12 protein-coding genes and 2 pseudogenes are annotated in these 19,528 nt (G+C 66.2%); 12 read left to right on the top strand and 2 right to left on the bottom strand.

The features are described from left to right. The 6 genes and pseudogenes from ACIQJT_RS41060 to ACIQJT_RS41085 form a co-directional block, all read left to right on the top strand. Positions 1-345 (top strand): annotated as a pseudogene (locus tag ACIQJT_RS41060) (ectoine hydroxylase); the annotation flags it as partial. Between the two features lie 227 nt (positions 346-572). After that, the gene (locus ACIQJT_RS41065; RefSeq protein ID WP_402650588.1) at positions 573-1,793 is read left to right on the top strand and encodes an acyl-CoA dehydrogenase family protein; all 1,221 of its coding nucleotides are present in this window, start codon (positions 573-575) and stop codon (positions 1,791-1,793) included. 225 nt (positions 1,794-2,018) lie between these two features. Then, on the top strand, positions 2,019-3,020 hold the full coding sequence (gene ilvC / locus ACIQJT_RS41070; protein WP_402650589.1) for a ketol-acid reductoisomerase: 1,002 nt from the start codon (positions 2,019-2,021) through the stop codon (positions 3,018-3,020). Further along, positions 3,013-3,525: an MEKHLA domain-containing protein gene (locus ACIQJT_RS41075; protein ID WP_402650590.1), complete on the top strand. Its 513-nt coding sequence runs from the start codon at positions 3,013-3,015 to the stop codon at positions 3,523-3,525. The genes ilvC and ACIQJT_RS41075 overlap by 8 nt, the downstream gene beginning before the upstream one ends. An 854-nt stretch (positions 3,526-4,379) precedes the next feature. Further along, positions 4,380-5,099: a hypothetical protein gene (locus ACIQJT_RS41080; protein ID WP_402650591.1), complete on the top strand. Its 720-nt coding sequence runs from the start codon at positions 4,380-4,382 to the stop codon at positions 5,097-5,099. Between the two features lie 45 nt (positions 5,100-5,144). Then, on the top strand, positions 5,145-7,544 hold the full coding sequence (locus ACIQJT_RS41085; RefSeq protein ID WP_402650592.1) for a tetratricopeptide repeat protein: 2,400 nt from the start codon (positions 5,145-5,147) through the stop codon (positions 7,542-7,544). A 500-nt stretch (positions 7,545-8,044) separates the two neighbouring features. On the opposite strand, the gene ACIQJT_RS41090 is transcribed toward ACIQJT_RS41085, so the two are convergent. Both ACIQJT_RS41090 and ACIQJT_RS41095 read right to left on the bottom strand, forming a co-directional pair. After that, entirely contained in the window at positions 8,045-8,974 is a 930-nt protein-coding gene (locus tag ACIQJT_RS41090) for a M48 family metalloprotease (RefSeq protein WP_402650593.1), read from the bottom strand. Further along, on the bottom strand, positions 8,974-9,342 hold the full coding sequence (locus ACIQJT_RS41095) for a BlaI/MecI/CopY family transcriptional regulator (RefSeq protein ID WP_402650594.1): 369 nt from the start codon (positions 9,340-9,342) through the stop codon (positions 8,974-8,976). Before ACIQJT_RS41095 ends, ACIQJT_RS41090 begins: the two co-directional genes overlap by 1 nt. Positions 9,343-9,457: 115 nt before the next feature. Here ACIQJT_RS41095 and ACIQJT_RS41100 point away from each other — a divergent pair, with 115 nt between their 5' ends. From ACIQJT_RS41100 to ACIQJT_RS41125, 6 genes and pseudogenes are all read left to right on the top strand, one after another. After that, positions 9,458-10,123, top strand: a complete 666-nt coding sequence (locus tag ACIQJT_RS41100) for a DedA family protein (RefSeq protein ID WP_402650620.1) — start codon at positions 9,458-9,460, stop codon at positions 10,121-10,123. Next, a complete protein-coding gene (locus ACIQJT_RS41105; protein ID WP_402650595.1) occupies positions 10,120-10,725 on the top strand; it encodes a phosphatase PAP2 family protein in 606 nt (201 codons plus the stop codon). The genes ACIQJT_RS41100 and ACIQJT_RS41105 overlap by 4 nt, the downstream gene beginning before the upstream one ends. Positions 10,726-11,342: 617 nt before the next feature. Then, a pseudogene (locus ACIQJT_RS41110) lies at positions 11,343-12,100 on the top strand (transposase family protein). Between the two features lie 268 nt (positions 12,101-12,368). After that, positions 12,369-16,268, top strand: a complete 3,900-nt coding sequence (locus ACIQJT_RS41115) for a Pls/PosA family non-ribosomal peptide synthetase (protein WP_402650621.1) — start codon at positions 12,369-12,371, stop codon at positions 16,266-16,268. Positions 16,269-18,287: 2,019 nt separating this feature from the next. Then, positions 18,288-18,965, top strand: a complete 678-nt coding sequence (locus ACIQJT_RS41120) for a hypothetical protein (RefSeq protein WP_402650596.1) — start codon at positions 18,288-18,290, stop codon at positions 18,963-18,965. Between the two features lie 204 nt (positions 18,966-19,169). Next, positions 19,170-19,304, top strand: a complete 135-nt coding sequence (locus tag ACIQJT_RS41125) for a hypothetical protein (protein ID WP_402650597.1) — start codon at positions 19,170-19,172, stop codon at positions 19,302-19,304. Positions 19,305-19,528 lie beyond the last annotated feature (224 nt).

The following is a 19,528-nucleotide window of genomic DNA, read 5'->3' on the forward strand; positions in this document are numbered from 1 at the left end:
TGTTCCCACCGCACCTTCGTGCCGTGCGTGGGCCGAACCCCGAACGATCACCACCGCAACTCCCTGCGCACCCACTCCGTGGCCGTCGGGATGCCTGACCAGGACTCGGTGCGTGAACTCGCCCACAATGCGGGCGGCATCGAGCAGTTCACCGGGCCCCCCGGATCAGCCACCTCCTTCGACTCCAACTGCATGCACGGATCGAACGGCAACATCACGCCCTACCCGCGGTCCAACGTTTTCATCGTCTGCAACAGCGTCGACAACGTCCTCGGGGAGCCCTTCGGCGCGCCCGCCCCACGGCCGACGTCACTTGTATTGAAGGTCTCGTGCGGCATAAGCTGAATGCATACGAGAACGATCGTTTTTTCTTGGAGGAGCCTTTGTCGTCACCTCCTGCCGGCCCAGGTCGCCGAGCGTGGCCAGCCGGACAGGACGGGACTGGGCACCTCCGACGGATCGTTGAGCGGACGATCTCCTGACTGCACGGCTTTCGCCGCTTATGGACATCCAAGCTCGTCCATGTCCCTGTAACACGACCTACGAACAAGCATTTCGAAAGAGAACGTGACATGACTGAACGGACTGGATCGGCGGACCGTCCTGCTGCCGACGAGCACGAGGGGCTTCGCCAGGACATCCTGGCTAGGACCGCGGGGTTGCACCCCCTGGTCGAAAAGTACGCGGCGCAGGGTGAAGAGATGCGGCGCATACCCAACGAGGTGGTGAACGCACTGACCGAGGCGGGGGCCTTTCGGCTGCTGCAGCCTCGTCGGTTCGGCGGCGCCGAGGCGGGACTCACTGAACTCGTCGACATGTCGAGCGATCTGGCGCACGCCGATGGTTCGACATCCTGGGTGACGATGATCATCGCTGTGACCAACTGGCTGGCGTGCCTCTTCCCCGACAAGGCCCAGGCCGAGGTCTTCGGTGTCGACCCAGACGCCAAGGTGGCCGGCGCCGCCGCACCGACCGGTACCGGTCGGCGCACTGAGGGCGGCTGGATCGTGAGCGGGCGGTGGCCCTACAGCTCCGGTTCCTGGCATGCCACATGGGCCGTGGTGGGCGTCCTGCTCCTTGACGACGACCAGCAGGTCACCGATCAGACTCTCGCCCTGATCCCTACCGACGAGCTCATCGTGGAGGACACCTGGTTCAACAGCGGCATGCGGGCCACCGGCAGCAACACGCTGTCCGGTCAGGACATCTTCGTGCCCGCGCATCGGGTGCTTTCCGTACCCAGGGCCGCGGAAGGCGACCGGCCCGCGACGGCATCGCGACAGGGCCTGTACAGCGCTGCCTTCGGCCCCATGCTCTCGGTGTGTCTGGCTGCCCCGGTGCTCGGCCTCGGCGAAGCAGCGCTCCAGTGGACGATCCAGCAGGCCGCAGTCAAGCCGCTGTCCTTCACCGTGCATGGACGCCAAGCCGACTCCGTCGGAGTTCAGAACCTGATCGGCCGGGCGGCGCTACGACTGCGATCGGCGCGACTGCACCTGCGGGACGTCGCTGCAGAAGTGGATACGGCCGCCGAAGAGGGCCGATCTCTCACCTACGGCGAGCGTGGACGTATCAAGGCGCAGACCGCGCACGCCGTCGAAGAGTCCCTGGCAGCCATTGACACCCTGCTCACAGTGCACGGTGCAGGCGCCTTTGCCGATGCCAGCCCGCTCCAGCGGATGTGGCGCGATGCTAACGCTGCCGCCCGCCACGCTGGCCTCAACCCTGCGGTCGCGCAGGAGGTCTACGGCAAGCATCTGCTCGGCGTGGATGAAACCGTGAGCCTCATGGTCTGACCCAGCCCAAAAGCCCACCCCGCTGAGTCATGAGGTGAGCGTGAACGCTTGCACGACCGGCGCCTGCTGGCGCCGCACACACCTCAAGACCGGTATCGCTCATTGGCCAGACATTCGTGCTGGCTGCCAGACCGGCATCGCGACAATGCCGAGGCTGGTCAGCTCTGTGGCCCGGAGGTCTCTCCGGTCACAGGGCCTCCAAGCCGTACCAGTGAAAGGAATCCAGTGGCCGAGCTGTTCTACGACGCCGACGCCGACCTGTCCATCATCCAGGGCCGCAAGGTCGCGGTCATCGGTTACGGCAGCCAGGGCCACGCCCACGCGCTGTCGCTCCGTGACTCGGGTGTCGACGTGCGTGTCGGTCTGCACGAGGGCTCCAAGTCCAAGGCCAAGGCCGAGGAGCAGGGCCTGCGCGTGGTGACGCCGTCCGAGGCCGCCGCCGAGGCCGACGTCATCATGATCCTGGTCCCGGACCCGATCCAGGCCCAGGTCTACGAGGAGTCCATCAAGGACAACCTGAACGACGGCGACGCGCTGTTCTTCGGCCACGGTCTGAACATCCGCTTCGACTTCATCAAGCCGCCGGCGAACGTCGACGTCTGCATGGTCGCCCCGAAGGGCCCGGGCCACCTCGTCCGTCGCCAGTACGAGGAGGGCCGCGGCGTTCCGTGCATCGCGGCCGTCGAGCAGGACGCGTCGGGCAACGCCTTCGCGCTGGCTCTGTCGTACGCCAAGGGCATCGGCGGCACCCGCGCCGGCGTCATCAAGACGACCTTCACCGAGGAGACCGAGACCGACCTGTTCGGTGAGCAGGCCGTGCTCTGCGGTGGTACGGCCGCGCTGGTCAAGGCCGGTTTCGAGACGCTGACCGAGGCGGGCTACCAGCCGGAGATCGCGTACTTCGAGTGCCTGCACGAACTGAAGCTGATCGTCGACCTCATGTACGAGGGCGGCCTGGAGAAGATGCGCTGGTCGATCTCCGAGACCGCCGAGTGGGGCGACTACGTCACCGGCCCGCGGATCATCACGGACGCCACCAAGGCCGAGATGAAGAAGGTCCTCGCCGAGATCCAGGACGGCACCTTCGCGCGTGAGTGGATGGCCGAGTACCACGGCGGTCTGAAGAAGTACAACGAGTACAAGCAGCAGGACTCCGAGCACCTCCTGGAGACCACCGGCAAGCAGCTCCGCAAGCTCATGAGCTGGGTCGAGGACGCTGATGGCTAACCGCGTCGCACAGACCTGGCACTCCCCGTCAGACCGTGACGTCACAGCCCTCTGTCCGGAATTCGCCGCGATGATGCTCGGCAGCCATCTACGTAGCGTAGGGGTCCCGCTGTGTCCGCGAGTTTGGACGAACGAAGAAGAGGCAGCGGTCTGGCTATACGAGGCGCCGTTCGGATTGCTGGCACACAACACGACATCGGATCCCCGTTTCGTCTACGCCAACCGCACCGCCCAGCGTTGCTTCGGCTACACGTGGCAAGAGTTCACTAGTCTTCCTTCCCGTCTTTCCACAGCTACCGACGCCCAGCACGACCGAGAGAAATTCGTCGATTCAGTTAATCGCAATGGGTTCGCTGACGGATACCGGGGTCGGAGGATCCGCAAGGACGGCAGTGCGTTCTGGATTGAAGACGTCTGCATGTGGGACCTAGTGGATGCAGCCGGAAAGAAGCACGGACAGGCAGCGGTCTTCCGTTCCTGGACCGACGCAGGAAAAGAGCATTGAAATAATCCAGGAAATTACCTCCTGCTCGAGCACACCGAGCCTCTCATCCTGTCCTGGAGGGTGAAATAGGTGGTCAGTGGGTGGGGTGACAAGACAGGGCCCCTCGTCATCGGCGTTGTGACTCCACTCCACACACCGGAGACCGAAGGAGCCCTGGGGCCTTCCTCCGTGATGGTGGACACGCTTCGTTGATCACGCGGCAAGTGTGAACTGAGCCAGGTGTCGACGTTCGTACTCGTAGGGGGCCGAGGTGTCGGCGGCGGAGTGCCGACAGGTAGGTGTTGTAGCGGCAGCCAGGCGAAGACCCGGTTCCTGCAGGGGGGCAGGGTCGCTGCAGCCACTACGACTTCGACGTCGATGTCCTGGCCGCCTATCGGCCCCCTGGCAAAGGATGCATCGAACGCCAGATCCTCATAAGTGGGGCCAGGCCTCGGCGACGAGGTTTTGGCCACAACCATCTTCGAACCGCTGCCCCACTGCGAAGTCGCCCCGATCAACGGCAACAACTACCGGCTCATGAACCGCCTTCAGGCGAGCGGGACACCGACGTGGCCTGAGCAGCGCTGCACCCAACTTCGTACCCGGTGGTGCCCTCAGAGGAGTACCTGGCATCCCGGGCCGCACGCGCGTCCACGGCCCGGAACTCCCCCTGGCCGCGGCTCCGCGATAAAGCCCGGCAACCTCCCCCCGCCGGATACGCGCAGAAGCGCCGGGCGACGGCAGTGCCGCACCGGTGCCGGGTAGTTCATAGTGGAATTCTTCGTGCCACTGATTCCTTTTAGAACGGACGCCTGGACGACTGTTGCCAGCGAGCCTTCCACGAGCGGGTCCCCGGTCGAATCTGGACGATCCGCTTGACCGGGCATGCCGACCGGACCGTCACCACCACCTGCAGCATCGCGGCGTGCCGGATGCTGCCCCGCTCCAAGGACCTGGCCGGGCTGCGGACGTTCGCCGCTCAGCACGCCGCCGCCCACGCACGAGTGGCCACCGTCCGCGCCAACGCCTGGTGCGACTGCGGCTCTTCTCAGTGCGCCGCCCACCCGGACACGACCGCCCACTGCGCGGGCGGCGTGGCACTCGTTCTCCAGCACGATCCTGTTGTCGGACGCGTCTGGACGCTCGAAAAAGTCTGTAAGGCGTGTGCCTCGCTGATCGCTTGCTGCCCGGGCGTGCGCGTCGCCACTTGTGCCCCAACCACCGGGCCATTGGGGCAGTATGCCGGTATGAACAACTGGAAGCGGTACGCGACGATCGCCGTCTCGACGCTTGTCATAGCTGCAACGGTGACCGTGTGGTTCACCAGAGACATGAATGCGGCGAGTCAAGTGGGCTCCATTGTGGCCGCGTGCGCGGCGGTGATCACACTAGCGAGGGAACTTCTGCGGCCGGGTGGGCAGCCGGCTCTTGCCGTCGCCCTGCAGACGGGCCGGGCGACGGCCCGATCGGGCGCTGACGCCAACACGGGCATCACAGGTCCAGCGAACAGCTTGCAGGGCGAGTTCCGGGCGGAGCGCACCGGAGACGCCGACGGCGACGGCGGCACTGCCAACACAGGCATCCGCCTCAGCTGACCCCCCTCAACCAGACCGTCCGCACAGCGCCAGAACGGGACGCAGGTGCTCAGTAACAAGAACGTGCTCAAGGTCTCGAACACGGGCAGCGCGTACGCCGAAGCCAATGGTTGGGCAAACAGTGGGCACGTCGAAAACCTCACAGTGGTGGTCAATGAAACCTTCCGGCCGCAGTGGCCGCTGCTCGTGGGCCCCCTCCCACCGCCTGCCTCCCGGTTTGTACCTCGCGATGCCTCATCGAATCTGCGCGAGTGGATCGAATCCGCCAAGGCCACTCCTTCGACAGTGGTTCTCCGGGGCATGGGGGGCACGGGCAAGACGCAGGTGGCGACCGAGTTCGCCGCGGACATGCTGGCGAAAGCCCGCGCCGATGTCGACTCAGCCTCCCTCAGCACCAGCACACAGCACGCCGACCCCGTTGCCTCGTCGCTCGCACGGATAGACCTCGTCGTTTGGGTGACTGCCGATCGCATCGAGCACATCGTGAGCACCTACGCCCGTGCCTGGCGTGCCGTCACAGGTCAGCTCCCTTTGGGCGACGCGGACGGCGAAGCTGCCAGCTTCCTCTCCTGGCTCGCTACGACTCCCCGACACTGGCTGGTGATTCTGGATGATGTGCCGGACGTAGGAACATTGCGGGACTGGTGGCCACCGCGCACGGCCAGCGGACGATGCGTCGTCACCACACGCAGCAATGACGCCGCCTGGCACACAGAGCATCGCGTCTGTGTGGACGTTGGCTTGTACTCTCGTGCCACGTCAAGGCGTTACCTGCAAAGTGTCCTTGGGCCGAAGGGACTGGAGCACGACCCTACCCATCTCGGCCGCCTCGCTGACGATCTCGGCCATCTGCCGCTTGCCCTTGCGCAGGCAGCCGCCTACCTCTGCGAGGATCACTCTTTGACCATTGAGCGGTACCGCGATCTGCTTGCGGACCGAACGCTGCATCTGACCGATGTCCTGCCCGAGGACAGCAGTCTTCCGGATGCGCAGCAGCACACCGTCGCTGCTGCGTGGCACCTGTCGGTGCAGCGAGCGAACGAACTCGCCCCAGCGGGCGTCGCCCGTCCGCTGCTGACAGTGTTGTGCCTGCTGGACACCCACGCGGTCCCCACCGCGATGCTCTCTACACCCGCTTTGCTCAAGTACCTCGATACACAGCAGCCGAGCGGTCGGCAAAGGCCGACCTCAGCCCACCACGCGACACGGGCACTGCGAGTACTACGCCGACTGAATCTCGTGACCCCGGCCCCTCGAGGAACGGATGACCAAGACGATCTCATCAGCATGCATCAGCTCGTTCAGCGCGCGGTGCGAGAAAGCGCCCAGCCCTCGGAACTGAACGTCGCGGTCCGAGCAGCAGCTGATGCTCTTGAGGAAACATGGCCGCCGGGCGTTCACTACGCGGACACCGTCGTCGGCCGCGCCCTGATGTCCAGCGCGGCGTGTCTCATCGCGCATGACACAGCGGATGCATTGTGGGATGAACAGGGGCCGCACCGCGTACTTACGCGACTCGGACTACAACTGCAAGGCACCGGGCGCAGGCATCAGGGCCTGCTGCACTACAAATCCATGCTGCGCACCGCCCGACGACAACTGGGTGACAACCATCCGGGGACTCTGCTCCTGCGCAGCGACATTGCATGCTTGCAGGCTGAAGACGGCGACGTGTCAGCGGCGGTGAGAGAGCTCAGGGCAGTGCTGGCCGTTCAGCGCCGCCTTCTCGGTGACGAGCACTCGCACGTGCTGACTACGCTGAACAATCTGGCCCACTGGCGCGGCATGGCTGGGGACCACGCGGGGGCGGTCGCAGAGTACGACCGTCTCCTCAACACATTGCGGCGGTTGTCTGCTCCTGCGGAAGAAGACATTCTCGCTACCCGGCGCAACCGCGCTCACTACATGACCCGTTGCGGCCGGGAATCTGAGGCTCTGCCGGAGCTGCGCGCTGTCGTCAAGGGCACCATGCGGATCAGCGGTCCGCGTCATCCTCGTACCATGGCCGCGCGAAACGCCCTCGCCAGCTGCCTGGGCCTACTGGGCCACCACAAAGAAGCGATCGAAATCCTCACGCTTGTACTGGCCGACCAGCACGAGGTGCACGGAGAGCTCCACGCCGAGGTCCTGATCACCCGCTGCAATCTCGCCCAACAACGCGGCAGGGCGGGCCACCACGGCCAGGCAATCACGGAACTCACGGAACTCGTACCCCTGTTCGCCGCCGTGTTCGGCCCCGACCAGACACGCACGCTCACCTGCCGCGCGGTTCTGGCGCACTGGACCTGGCGAGCAGGCGAGAAAGAAACGGCGCGCGCCCAGATGGAGAATGTGGCCGACCACGCGACACGCGCTCTGGGCCTGCATCATCCCCTCACCACAGACGCATGCCAGACCCTTGGCCACTGGTCTGCAGACGGCGGAACCTGGGCTGAACAGCCGTAAGCCATCAAAACTGGGGGTTGCCGCCGGGGCCCATCAGCCAGCGACAGAGCAACCGTGAGTTCTCCACCTAGCCGGGAAGCAGGTGCTCGATGAGGCGCAGCCGACGGAAGTGACAAGCGATGACAAGGCGCAGATCGCTGGCAGCTTCGAAGGGGGTGCCCTACGCCGGGACCGCTTGGCGCCCCTGCCAAAGCACGGGTCCGGTGTGCCACGGCACGGGTCCAAACTGCGGCGAATGTCCGCGCCGCCTTCCGTGACCGCGGCCAGGTTCAGTCTGGTGGTTAACCGGCTGTGCGAACGTCCCAGTCCGTGATCACCTGGCCCGGTGAGTACACCATCCGGCGGTTCTCGCTGCGGTTCACCCTGCTTCTGAGCCCGGCTGCACGCTGATGGGTGCGACACGCCGTGGAGCCGACGCTCAGGCCCTACATGATCGGATCCTTCGTGGGCGAGGGCTGACGGCGCCGGAACCACTGTCCCTTGCGGAATGCGCCGAGCCCTTATGGATTTTCTTCGCCCTGGGCGACCTCAACCTCGTGGTGGAAGGCCACCACGCTGGTGGTTGCGGCCGCGGCGGGCAGGATCGCGCAGACGGTGAGGAGCAGGGCGATCCATCGCCTGGTGTTCAAGCGGCCATCGCCGGGGACGAGTAGGGCGGCAACCCGCTGGGGAACGGGGCCCGTGGTCGCGGCCGGGGCGAAGCCCGGGCGGGTGGAGCGCTGCGCATCCCCCGCGAGGGCGGCACGGGCGATGGCCCGTGCCAGGAGGCGGCGGTCGCCGACTGCTGCGGCAGCGCTCTCGTCGGCGGCGCGTTCCGCGGCGAGCTGGATGGTGGCACGTGTGGCGTGGAGTGCGGGGTGGCAATGGGCGGCGAGTTCGGCGGCTGCCAGGAAGTGGTGGTGGCCGCCTGCGTTGTGGGCCCGCTCGTGGGCGAAGAGAGCTTCTCGTTCGGCGGGATTGAGGCTGCGCAGCATCGCGGTGGTGACGACGATCCGGTGGGGCCTGCCGGGCAGGGCGTACGCGTCCGGATGCGGTGAGTCTACGACGCACAGGTCGCCGGCGGCGGGGCGGCGGTCGGCCTCCGCGCGGGCGCTGCGGAAGGCCCGGACTTGCCTTAGTGCTGAGCACCCAAGGGTCCAGGCGCCGACGGAGAGTGCGCCGGTGGCGAGCGCGGCGGCCGGGAGGACGAGCAGGTCCGAGGGGGTGTGCAGGGGGTGGACGAGGTCGCCGAGCGCCGCGAAGAGGGAGAGCTTGAGCAGTCCGATCAGCACGAGGGCACCGAGCGCAGCCACGCACGCACCGGCACACACCAGAATGCACACAGTCAGCACACGCAGGGCGGTGACCGGGTCGAGGCGCCCGAGGGCGCGCCGGGCCAGTACCGGCAAGGCGAAGGGCAGCAGGATCGGAATCAGGAGGAGAGCGATCACTACTCTTCGGCCTCCAGCAGTTGGCGCAGCAGCTCCCCGTCGTAGGGGCTGAGTTGGGCGACGAACCGGGCGAGGACGGTCTCACGGTCGACGTCACGGTTGAGTTCGGTGTGCATGCGCTGGGCGGTCAGACCTGGGGCGTCCTGTACGGGGACGTACGCGTAGCCGCGCCCGTGCCGCTCACGGTCGACGGCGCCCTTGTCGTAAAGGCGGGACAGGATCGTGGTCACTGTCGTCCGGGCGAGGCCAGAGGAAAGTTCGGCCTGGACCTGCCCTGGAGTGAGCGGGGCGTCGGCGGCCCACAGGGCGGCCATGACGGCGGCTTCGAGTTCGCCGGCCGGGCGCCGTTCATCCTTCGAGTCGGTCATGGGAACGATCCTCACCCCGCTATCGTCTACAGTTCAGTAGACCGTCTACAGCATTGTAGTCATCGGTCGGGTGCTGTTGCTGCGCGCCCTCCGCCGGATTGATGAGGTCGCGATGATGTTCACAGCCGTCCACCTATCGTCGCAGCTGGCTGGCAACGTGCTCGATGTCCATTCTCTGCTGGCCGCCTGCGGAGTGGTGGGGGCGGGGGCGGTGTTGTTCACCGAGACGGGCTTACTGATCGGGTTTTTCCGGCCAGGCGTTTCACTGCTGTTCACGGCGGGCCTGCTGTCCGCAGGCTCCACCGCGGCGGATGTGCACCTGTCCCTGGGGCCGTTGCTGGTCGCGGCGGCAGGTGTGCTGGCCGGGGTGCAGTGCGGGTATCTGCTCGGCCGGAAAGAGGGCGGAGCCCTGCTGGCCCGCGGCTGCTCACAGCGCCTGCACGGGGGCGCGAGACGCGCCGGGGAGCTGCTGGAGCGGCTCGGTTATGCGAAGGCCATCGTGCTGGCCCGTTTTGTACCGGTGGTGCGGACCGTGCTCAGTCCGATGGCGGGCGCGCTAAGGGTGCCGGTGCGGACGTTCACACTGTGGCGGGCCGTCGACGGGCTCGTGTGGAGTACCGGCCTCACGCTCGCCGGCTATGCATTGGGCGCGTCGATCCCGAACGTGGACCGTAACCTGCTGCCTCTGGTGGCTCTGATCGTCGTCGTATCGCTGATCCCGCTTCTTGCCGAGGTGCACACGTCTCGCCCGGGTGCCGAAGCCGAGGGGACAAGCAGGTGATCATGGCCTTCGACGGGGCGCCGATCGATGGCTCTGTCTACCTGGACGTGGTGCGTGTGGCCGACCATGCGCCGAGCTGGCTGGATGACGCGGTGTCGCTGTGGTCAATGTACGGGCTGGCGGTGTTCGCTGTCCTTGCGGGCGTCGGCTGGTGGTTCGCACGTCGGGCCGGGGGCGCGGCGGCGGTGACCGCGCTGGCCGTGCCGGTGGTCGTGGTCCTGGCGTACAGCGTGGACGCTGTCTTGAAATTGGTGGTGCGCGAGGACCGGCCGTGCCAGGGCCTGCGCGTGAAGACGCTGGAGGAGTGTCCGGCCCCCGGGGACTGGTCCTTCCCCAGCAACCATGCAGCGATTGCGGCCGCCGCCGCGGTGGCCCTGTTCTTCGTCTCGCGCCGGCTGGGGTCGTTCGCGGCCGTGGCCGCTGTGGCGATGGCGGTCTCTCGGGTGTGGGTCGGTGTGCACTATCCGCACGATGTCGTGGCCGGCATGCTGGTCGGCGGGCTCGTCGCGCTCCTGTCGATGACTGCCGCGCGGCGGTGGTCGCGATCAGTGGGCCGGTGGATCGGGTCCGGCCGCCTGCGCGCACTGGTGACGGTGCCATGAACCGGCGCGACGCCGTCGATGTGGCGGGCACGGGCTCGGCGCCTTCATGGCATTCGGCATCCTCATCAGGGTGGGGATCAGCCAGAATGGTGCTTCACTGTGGGCGGATGAAGGAGTGCTGGTCTGGTCGCTCAGCCATCGTCCGCACGTGACGACGACGCTGGCCCGAGGGGTGACCAATACCGGCACCGGCGCCGTCTCCCTATGTCCTCGCGGCGCTGGCTCGTACGGCGCGGCAACGGATGCGGGCTGCGGTGCTAAACCCGGGATGCCTCCAAGCTATGCGAAACGAGTTGATGGCACTCATCCAGCGGCCGCGTCCGCCGAGTGGGCGACTTCGGCGGGCGACTGGGCCTTCTCTCCGGACATACCACCACAGCAGCGCTCACCGGCATCTGGTCGCTCCCACGGCGGGCCGCTCGCCAACGTTGCCTTCACCGACGACGAGCACCCCCAACGCACTCTCCGCCGGGGCTTACGTCATATACAGCTCCGCCCTGACCTCATCGATGGTTGCCGGCGAGCACCAGGCCACCCCTCACCCGGCAGCCGACAACAACCCGAAGAAGGCAGTGAGGCGTGTTTACACCTAGCTTTGAAGCGGGCATTTCCCCTGCATACGTGAGATATTGGGGGTTCAGCCGCTGTGGGTGGAGACGTTCACGGGACTTCGGATGGGGCAGTTCGAGCGGCTGCTGAAGGTGGTCCGTGAACGGGTGGGAACGGGGCCGGTGGGGTGCCGTCCGTGGTGCCTGCCGCTGGCCGATCGTGTGTTGCTGGTCGCTGGTACTACCACACAAATCTCACCATCGCAGCGCGCCCTGTTGGTCGGATGCCCGCCTGCGACGGCGTGCTGGGTCAAAGGCTGCGGCCGCTGCTGACCATCGAGCTGGCAGCTCGTCCGGCAGACGCGCGATGGAATGGCTGTGGATCGTGGACGGCACCCTCATCCCGGTCCGTGACCGGAAGACCAGGGCGTCTTCACGCGACTACCGCGCCCCGGCGAACGTGCAGGTTATCGTCGATGTCGACACCTACCTTGTGATTGCCTCCGCACACCCGATGCCGGGCACCACCGCGGACGCGCAAGCCTGACGGCGACTGGCTTGGCCGCACACTGCCAGGACGTGACCGCGCTGGGCGACGGTGCCTGCACGACTGCGGGATGGTCACCCTGCACCGCGAACGCCCCCATCGGACCCTGCTGGCGGGCGAGGAGGAAAACGACGCCGCCAACCGCAAAGTGTGAGCGATGGTAGAACGTGTGATCGGCCACATGAAGAACTACAAAATCCTCCGCGACTGCCGGCAATGCGGAGACGGACTCCACCACGCTGTCCAAGCCATCACCCACATGCAGACCTCGCCCTGGTGACACGACCAGTGGACTGCCTGCACGGGCCCTGATCTGCCCGAACACGGCCTTGCGTAACGCCCTTAGCAGGGACACGGCAGAGGAGACACGGAACGACGTGGGCCGCCAAGCCTTGACGGAGCCCTGACATTTTACCGTGCCCGTTCAGGATCCGATCGAACTAAGTCGAACGCTTTCCCACCGTTCTCTGAGAAAGCTGTAATGATATCCATAGGTGTCATCCATAGCGTTTCGACTGCAAATCATCGCCTCAAGCGAAGAGGAGAAGATGCAGAGCCACGCAGTCGAGAAAATCGACGCCTCCGGCACCGCGCCCCCTAGCCATAGGGCCGTGTTAGGTGGCCCCTCCGCCCCTCCCGCGCGCACGCTCGTTGACGTTCTCGTCCACACAGTGAATAGCCACGCATCGGAGCGTGCCCTGGACGACGGCGAAACTGTCTACACGTACGAACAACTCATGAGAGAGGTGGAACAACAGGCGAAGGATCTGCGCGCGCGGGGTGTCGGCCCTGGTGACCGGGTCGGCGTTCGTCTGCCTTCTGGAACCGCCGCCCTCTACGTCGGTATCCTCGCCGTCCTTGCTGTCGGTGCCGCCTACGTCCCCGCGGATTTCGATGAGTCCGAGGAACGCGCCACCACGGTATTCACGCAGGCGCAGGTCTGCACGGTGCTCACCGCCACCGGGACCGCCCCCGGGCCAGCGCGGCCACACGGACGCGCGCGGCGGCCGGTACAGCCGGGTGACGACGCCTGGATTATCTTCACCTCCGGTTCCACCGGCGCGCCCAAGGGCGTCGCGGTCAGTCACCGGTCCGCCGCCGCCTTCGTCGATGCGGAGGCGAAGTTGTTTCTGGAGCATGCCCCACTGGGACCGGGAGACCGGGTCCTTGCTGGACTGTCAGTGGGGTTCGACGCATCGTGCGAGGAGATGTGGTTGGCCTGGCGGCACGGTGCCTGTCTGGTCCCGGCCCCACGAGCAGTAGTGCGGTCAGGACCGGATCTCGGGGACTGGATCGTGGAACGGCGGATCACCGTGGTCTCCACCGTCCCTACCCTCGCGGCGCTCTTGCCAGACAGCACGTTGCATAGGGTGCGGCTGCTCATCGTCGGCGGTGAGGCATGCTCACCCGAATTAGTGGAACGCTTCGACGACGGTGTACGGGAAGTATGGAACACCTATGGTCCGACGGAAGCGACTGTCGTCTCAACTGCGGTACGACTGCGCGCCGGCCACCCCGTCACCATCGGTGTCCCGCTGCCCGGCTGGCAGATCGCGGTAGTCGACCCCGACGGGAACCCGGTTGCCTGGGGCGAGAGCGGCGAACTTGTAATCGGCGGAGTGGGCCTCGCCCGGTACCTGGACGCAGAAAAGGACGCCGTCGCATACCGGCCAAGCCCCGAACTCGGTTGGGAACGCTGCTACCGGAGCGGCGACCTAGTACGCGCTGAGCCTGACGGCCCCATTTTTCTCGGCCGCGCTGACGGCCAGGTGAAGATCGGCGGACGCCGGATCGAACTTGCCGAGGTCGAGTCCGCGTTGATGGCTCTGCCCGGAGTACGGGCGGCGGCTGCGACCGTGCGCGACGGCATGCTGCTGATCGGCTACTTGCTTCTCGACCAAAGCACCACGCGGGCGGAATTCCCGTACGAGGCCGCGCGCGCGGAATTAGCAAAGCGACTCCCGCATGGACTGATGCCGACGTTGGCCGTCCTCGATGCTTTTCCTCTCAACGCGGCCGGGAAAACGGACCGCCGGGCACTTCCATGGCCTTTGCCATCACAGCCGGTAGTCCCTGATGGGAACGCTCTCACGGGAGCCGAGCAGTGGGTCGGGGAGCAATGGCAAGACGTCCTCGGCACAGTGCCTGAGCGCGACACCCACTTCTTTCTGTCGGGGGGCACCAGTCTTGCCGCGACCCGCCTGGTCGCCCGGCTGCGCGAGCGCTACCCGCATGCGGCGGTCACTGACCTCTACGAGGCCCCTACCCTCGGCGAACTGTCCCAGCGTCTGACCGCCCCGCCGGAGGCATCGTGCCGACAGGCGGACGCCGTGCCGTCCGACGGTGGCGCCGGCGTGGAACCCAACGACCGGGCTGTGCCGATGCCTCGGCGCTTCGGCGCCGCGCAGGCCGTAGTTTCCCTCGCTCTCTTGTGGATCCAGGCCTTACGCTGGGTTCTGACGGTGGTATTCGCCATTTCCGTCTACGACGAGGCCACTGGCCGTGCCTCAACAACCGCCCAAACCTGGATCGTCCTCGCAGTCGCCGGATGCCTGCTGACGCTCACGCCGGGGCGGATGCTGCTCGCCGCAACCTCTGCGCGCGTGCTGACTGCCGGACTGAGCCCCGGAACATATCGCAAAGGCGGATGGAATCACCTGAGGCTATGGACGGCCGAGCGGCTCGTCAGTGTCATCGGTGTGGCGGGCCTGCCCGGAACCTGCTGGAACCTGCTGTATGCACGACTCCTTGGCAACGACCTCGAAAGTCCTCTTGACCTCAACGCGCTGCCCCCTGTCACTGGGCTGGGTACGTTCGGCAGGGGATGTGCGGTTGAACCGGAGGTCGACCTGGCGGGCTGGTGGGTCGACGGATCTCGGCTGCTGGTCGGCAGAGTCACTGTTGCCGCTGGGGCATCCGTGGGCGCACGTTCCACCCTCATGCCCAATTGTGTGGTCGGACCCGATGCGCGCGTCGGGAGCGGCAGTTGCGTCCAGGGCACGGTACCTGCAGGTCAGTCCTGGCACGGCTCCCCGCTTGCACGCGAGGCGGATGCGTTGCAGGGACCCACACGGCCCGCGCCGCGCAGCCGCGGCTGGGCTATGGCCTACGCGTTGACCCCGGCGCTCTCTGGGTTCCTCTCGCTGCAACCCGTACTGCTCGTCGTATTTGCCATGACTGCGTTCCCCGGTGCCCAGACTTCCTGGTTGTGGCTGGTCCCGATCCTGGCGATCACTTCCTTCATCCTCTCCGCAGGGCTCACCGCTGGTGTTGTGCGATGCGCAGCGCACTGGCTGCGAGAAGGTACCCATCCGGTCCACAGCGCCGCCGGCTGGAGCGCCTGGTTCATCCAGTCCGCAATGGTTACGGCCCGAGACGGCCTTTTCCCTCTCTACTCCAGTCTGCTCACCGGCGCCTGGCTGCGCCTGCTCGGCGCAACGGTGGGAGTCCGCACCGAGGTGTCCACCGTCGTCGGACTGCCGTCGATGCTTTCGGTCGGCGCTCAGGGATTCCTCGCCGATGACGGCCTGCTCGCCTCGTATAGGCTCCGCCGAGGGTGGGTCCACGTCGACTGTGCCACCGTTGGGGACCGCTCCTTCGTGGGTAACTCCGCAGAGGTGCCCGGCGGACATCAAGTTCGTGAGGACTCCTTGATCGGCGTCTTGTCCGAGGCACCTCGCAACGGCATCCCGGGCTCTTCCTGGCTGGGGAAGCCCGCCTTCCCATTGCCGCGCCGGCCCGAAACCTCAGACGTGGCCCGTACCTTTGAACCCGCCCGGCGTACCGTCGCCGCGCGAGCGGCAGTCGAACTTACCCGGTGTGTACCGCTGCTCATCCAGACCGGACTCTCCTGCGCCGTATTCGTCAGCCTGCGCACCCTGGTCGAAAGCGTGGGCATCAGCACGGCAATGGCTGCCTCGGGCCTCTTGCTGATCGCGGCAGCACTGTGCAGCACGGCTGTCGCCGTTGCCGCAAAGTGGCTACTCATGGGCAAGGTGAAGGAGGGCGAGCACCCGCTGTGGAGCGCCTTCGTTTGGCGCAATGAACTCACCGACGTCTATTACGAAGAGCTCGTCGTCCGCTCCATCGGCACCGTCGCCATTGGCACCCCGATGTTCAACGCAGTGTTGCGCGCTTTCGGAGCCCACATCGGACGCGGCGTGTGGTGTGAGACCCGGTGGCTCCCCGAACCCGACCTCGTCACCCTCGGCGATGGAGCAGTGGTCAACCGAGGCTGCGTAGTGCAGACGCACCTCTTCCACGACCGTGTCTTGCGCCTCGGCCCCGTCGTCCTCGATGTTGGCGCAACATTGGGAATCCACGCGGTCGCTCTGTTTGACACCATCGTGGGACCCGCCACATCGGTCGGGGCGAATTCCCTCGTGATGCGTGGTGAGTCTCTGCCCCCAGGGACACGATTTGACGGTAACCCAGTCGCGCCCCAGTAGGCGCTGCAAGAACGGCTCCGCGTTCTGCGCTCCTGAACACCTCCTGGGACGGCAGTGCCCGGCAGGGACGCTGGGTCGCTGACCGCGTGGCGGGCGACCACACAGTGCTCAAGAATGAAGGCAGTCGGCGGCGCTTGTGTGCTCTCGGCGAGCACACAAGCGCCCCGCAACCCCGCTCACCTGCTCCGCTTCGCTTGAACGCTGATACGGGGAGCGACTCCCCGCACCGGCATCTACGACCCCGGTGACCGTAAGTGCGGTGGAGGCCGCCGACGGCGTGAGCAGGGCAGAGGGCATACTGCCAAGCGGGCGTGGCGGAGGGACGTGCCCGGCCGCCCGGATCCAGCGAAAGTGCCAGATCTGCTCGACTCGATCACTTCTGGGCGGCGGGGCCCGGGCCAGTCGGCAGGCTGTGCTCGAGCGCTGCTATGGAAGCCCTCTCGTTCTCCGACGGCGTGGAGCCGAAGACATCAAGGTTCTCGCGGATCTGGCCGGGGGTGACAAACCTCGGGATAACCGCACTGCCGAGCTCAGGGCGCCGGCGCAGCATGAACTGAGCCAGTAACTTTTGAGTCAGGTTGGCTCCGCCGCTTCCCAGGTGGTGACTGAGCCGCCTTCGTTGCTTTCCGGATAGCTTCCCCCAGCGAACCTGGGGGATCTGGCGGAGGTCGGCGCACAGGCAGATTCGTACGCGAGTTGGGAGCGGCCCAGGAGCGGTCGGCCGCAGGTGCGAGATGGCATCCAATCCTGGCAGTTGACGACTGGGTTGATCTTGCGACTGCCAGTGTTGGTGATCGTTGAACGAGAGGTGGGTCTTCGACGCTCGTGACGCAGCGACGTGCCGGTCGCCCGCAGGGCCTTGATGAACCGGTCTTCACCGCTTGGCGGGCGAGACGGACAGGCCCCGGCACGCTGCCCGGGGCGTAAGGTGCGGGAGATCGTCAACGCGATCCTCTAGACAATCGCACCGGCATCCCTCGGAGGACCTGCGGCACGGCTTCCTGCCGCTTCTCTGTCAAATTCAGCGGGTTGCTGGGTAGCTCAGTCGAGGGCTTGACCAGGAACACGTCAGGTCACTGTCCAATGTGCTGGCCGAAGCACTCACGCGTGTGGCGGGCCGTCGTCTGCCCGGATCCGGCCTACCTGGCACCCCCTGCACCGCATACCGTATGCAATATGAAGCAGACTTTCCGGTTAGAGGACGTCGCGCTTGTTCTGTCGCTGCCCGAACAGAGGCGCCTCCCGGCCGATGCAACAGTGCGAGTCAACGGCGACGGGACCTGGTCGGCCTGGGTTCAGGTCAAGCCCCCGCACAGCGGGACAGATTTCGAAGGTTTTCACGAGGCGCATATCACGCACTCCGGACAGTCTTTTCCGGTCAGCCGTCGACCGAGCGGCGTCTGGATGAAGGGTTTCCAGGGCGGTTTCGCATGTCACGTCGATGGTGCCGGCGCCCCGCCACCGCTTCCCGTCCGGACAACGCTCGGGGAGCGCCTGCGAGACACACAAAGAAAGATCGTGAAAGCCCTCCGGGTGGGCAGGAGGGGCGGTGTAGACAAGAGCGCCGCAGGCGGGGACTCATGACGGCTGGGGCTCCACCCGCTTGGCCGCACAGGGCCCACGAGAGCGATGGGTAAGAGGCTTTGACATTACGCATGGCTCACGAGCTCGTGCATGGTTGGCGGTGGTGGTTCGCCGGGGGAGAAAGACGAGCGGTGCCGCTCCGGGGTGGGCGCCGTCGGAACCCCGCGTCTTGCTCGAGATGCCAGACCGCCTAGATCCTGATTGGCTGCGCTGACGGCGGAGGCGATCTCTGCGGGCCCTGCTGCGGCACGGACATCACCTACACCTGCAGCCGCTGCGGCTTTCCCGGCGGCATCTATGACGCCGGACTCTGCACCCGATGCGCGGTCGGTGACCGCGTGCGCCAACTCTTCACGCAAGGGGACGGCTGGCCCCGTCCCGCGGGCACTCCGTCCGCTGGCGGACGCGCTCGCCTTGGCCGACCACCCGCGGTCCGTGCTGACGTGGCTTCGGACCAGTTCCGGCCCGAAGGTCCTCACCGGGCTCGTGTCTCGGGACACGGAGATCACCCACGCCTCTCTGGACGCCCTGTCCCAGGACTACAACTCGACCCATCACTTCCGGAAGCTCTTGGTGGCGACCGGCGTCCTGCCGGAGCGAAACGCGAACCTCGCCCGTCTGGAACTGTGGTCTGCCGATGTCCTGGCACGACTTCCGCAGCCTCAGATGAAGATCATCCGTCCCTTCGCGGAGTGGCACATCATCCGCGACGCACGACGCCGGTCGTCCCGCGGCCGGTACACCACCAACGCCGCCACCAGCGATCGCAGGGACATCCGCGCCGCGATCGACTTCCTGAACTGGCTCGATGAGAAGCAGCTCGACCTGGCCGCAAGCCGGCCAGGAGGACCTGGACGTCTGGCTCACCACTCATGCCACACGCCGAAGGTCGATCGGAGCCTCCATCCGATGGGCCAAGGCCCGACGACTCAACAGCACGATGACCTAACGGCAGAGCGAACCAGTCTCCCAACCCAGTTCATCACCGAAACTGCGCTGAACGAACAACTGAAACGCTGCCTGGACGACGACCAACTCCCCCTCGCCCTTCGGCATCGCGGGCGCTTTGATCGGGCTCTACGCCCTGCCCGTCGTCCGCCTGGGTCGAACTGACCACTGACAGGTTCGAACGCACTAGGGACGACGCCTACCTCACCATCGAACGCAATCCCGTCCTCCTGCGGCCCAAACTGGCACTGCTCATCGAGGAACAGATCGCACGACCGAGGTCCGCTCAATGCTCCGGCCGCCACAGGACGCCCTGTCTACGTGCTTCCGGGCGTGCCCGCCCACCGTCCGATCGCGGCGCAGAGGATCGTGAACAAGCTCCGGAAGCACGGCCTGGAAGTCATCAGCGCCCGCAACACCGCCATGCTCGAAGCCGTGGCCGCCCTTCCTCCCATCGTGATCAGTGACCTCTTCGGCCTCAGCGCAACCAGCGCCCACAGGTAGGCGCGGTACGCGCGGGACAGCTGGACGGACTACCTCGCTGCCTGCACAAACGACAAAACGGGTCCGGAGAGAACTTGAAAGGGACCGTGAATAGTGCAGCGATGGAATACCGCCTCAACCAGTCCAGACATGACATTTTGCACCTGGCTGTGGTGCTGCATGTAAATCCTCTGGTCTGCCTCAAATCGTGCTCGGTGCCCAGTGCGCGCTCGCACAGTTGGGTC

Origin of the sequence: Streptomyces sp. NPDC091972, from assembly GCF_044756385.1 — a bacterium.
Lineage (GTDB): Bacteria > Actinomycetota > Actinomycetes > Streptomycetales > Streptomycetaceae > Streptomyces.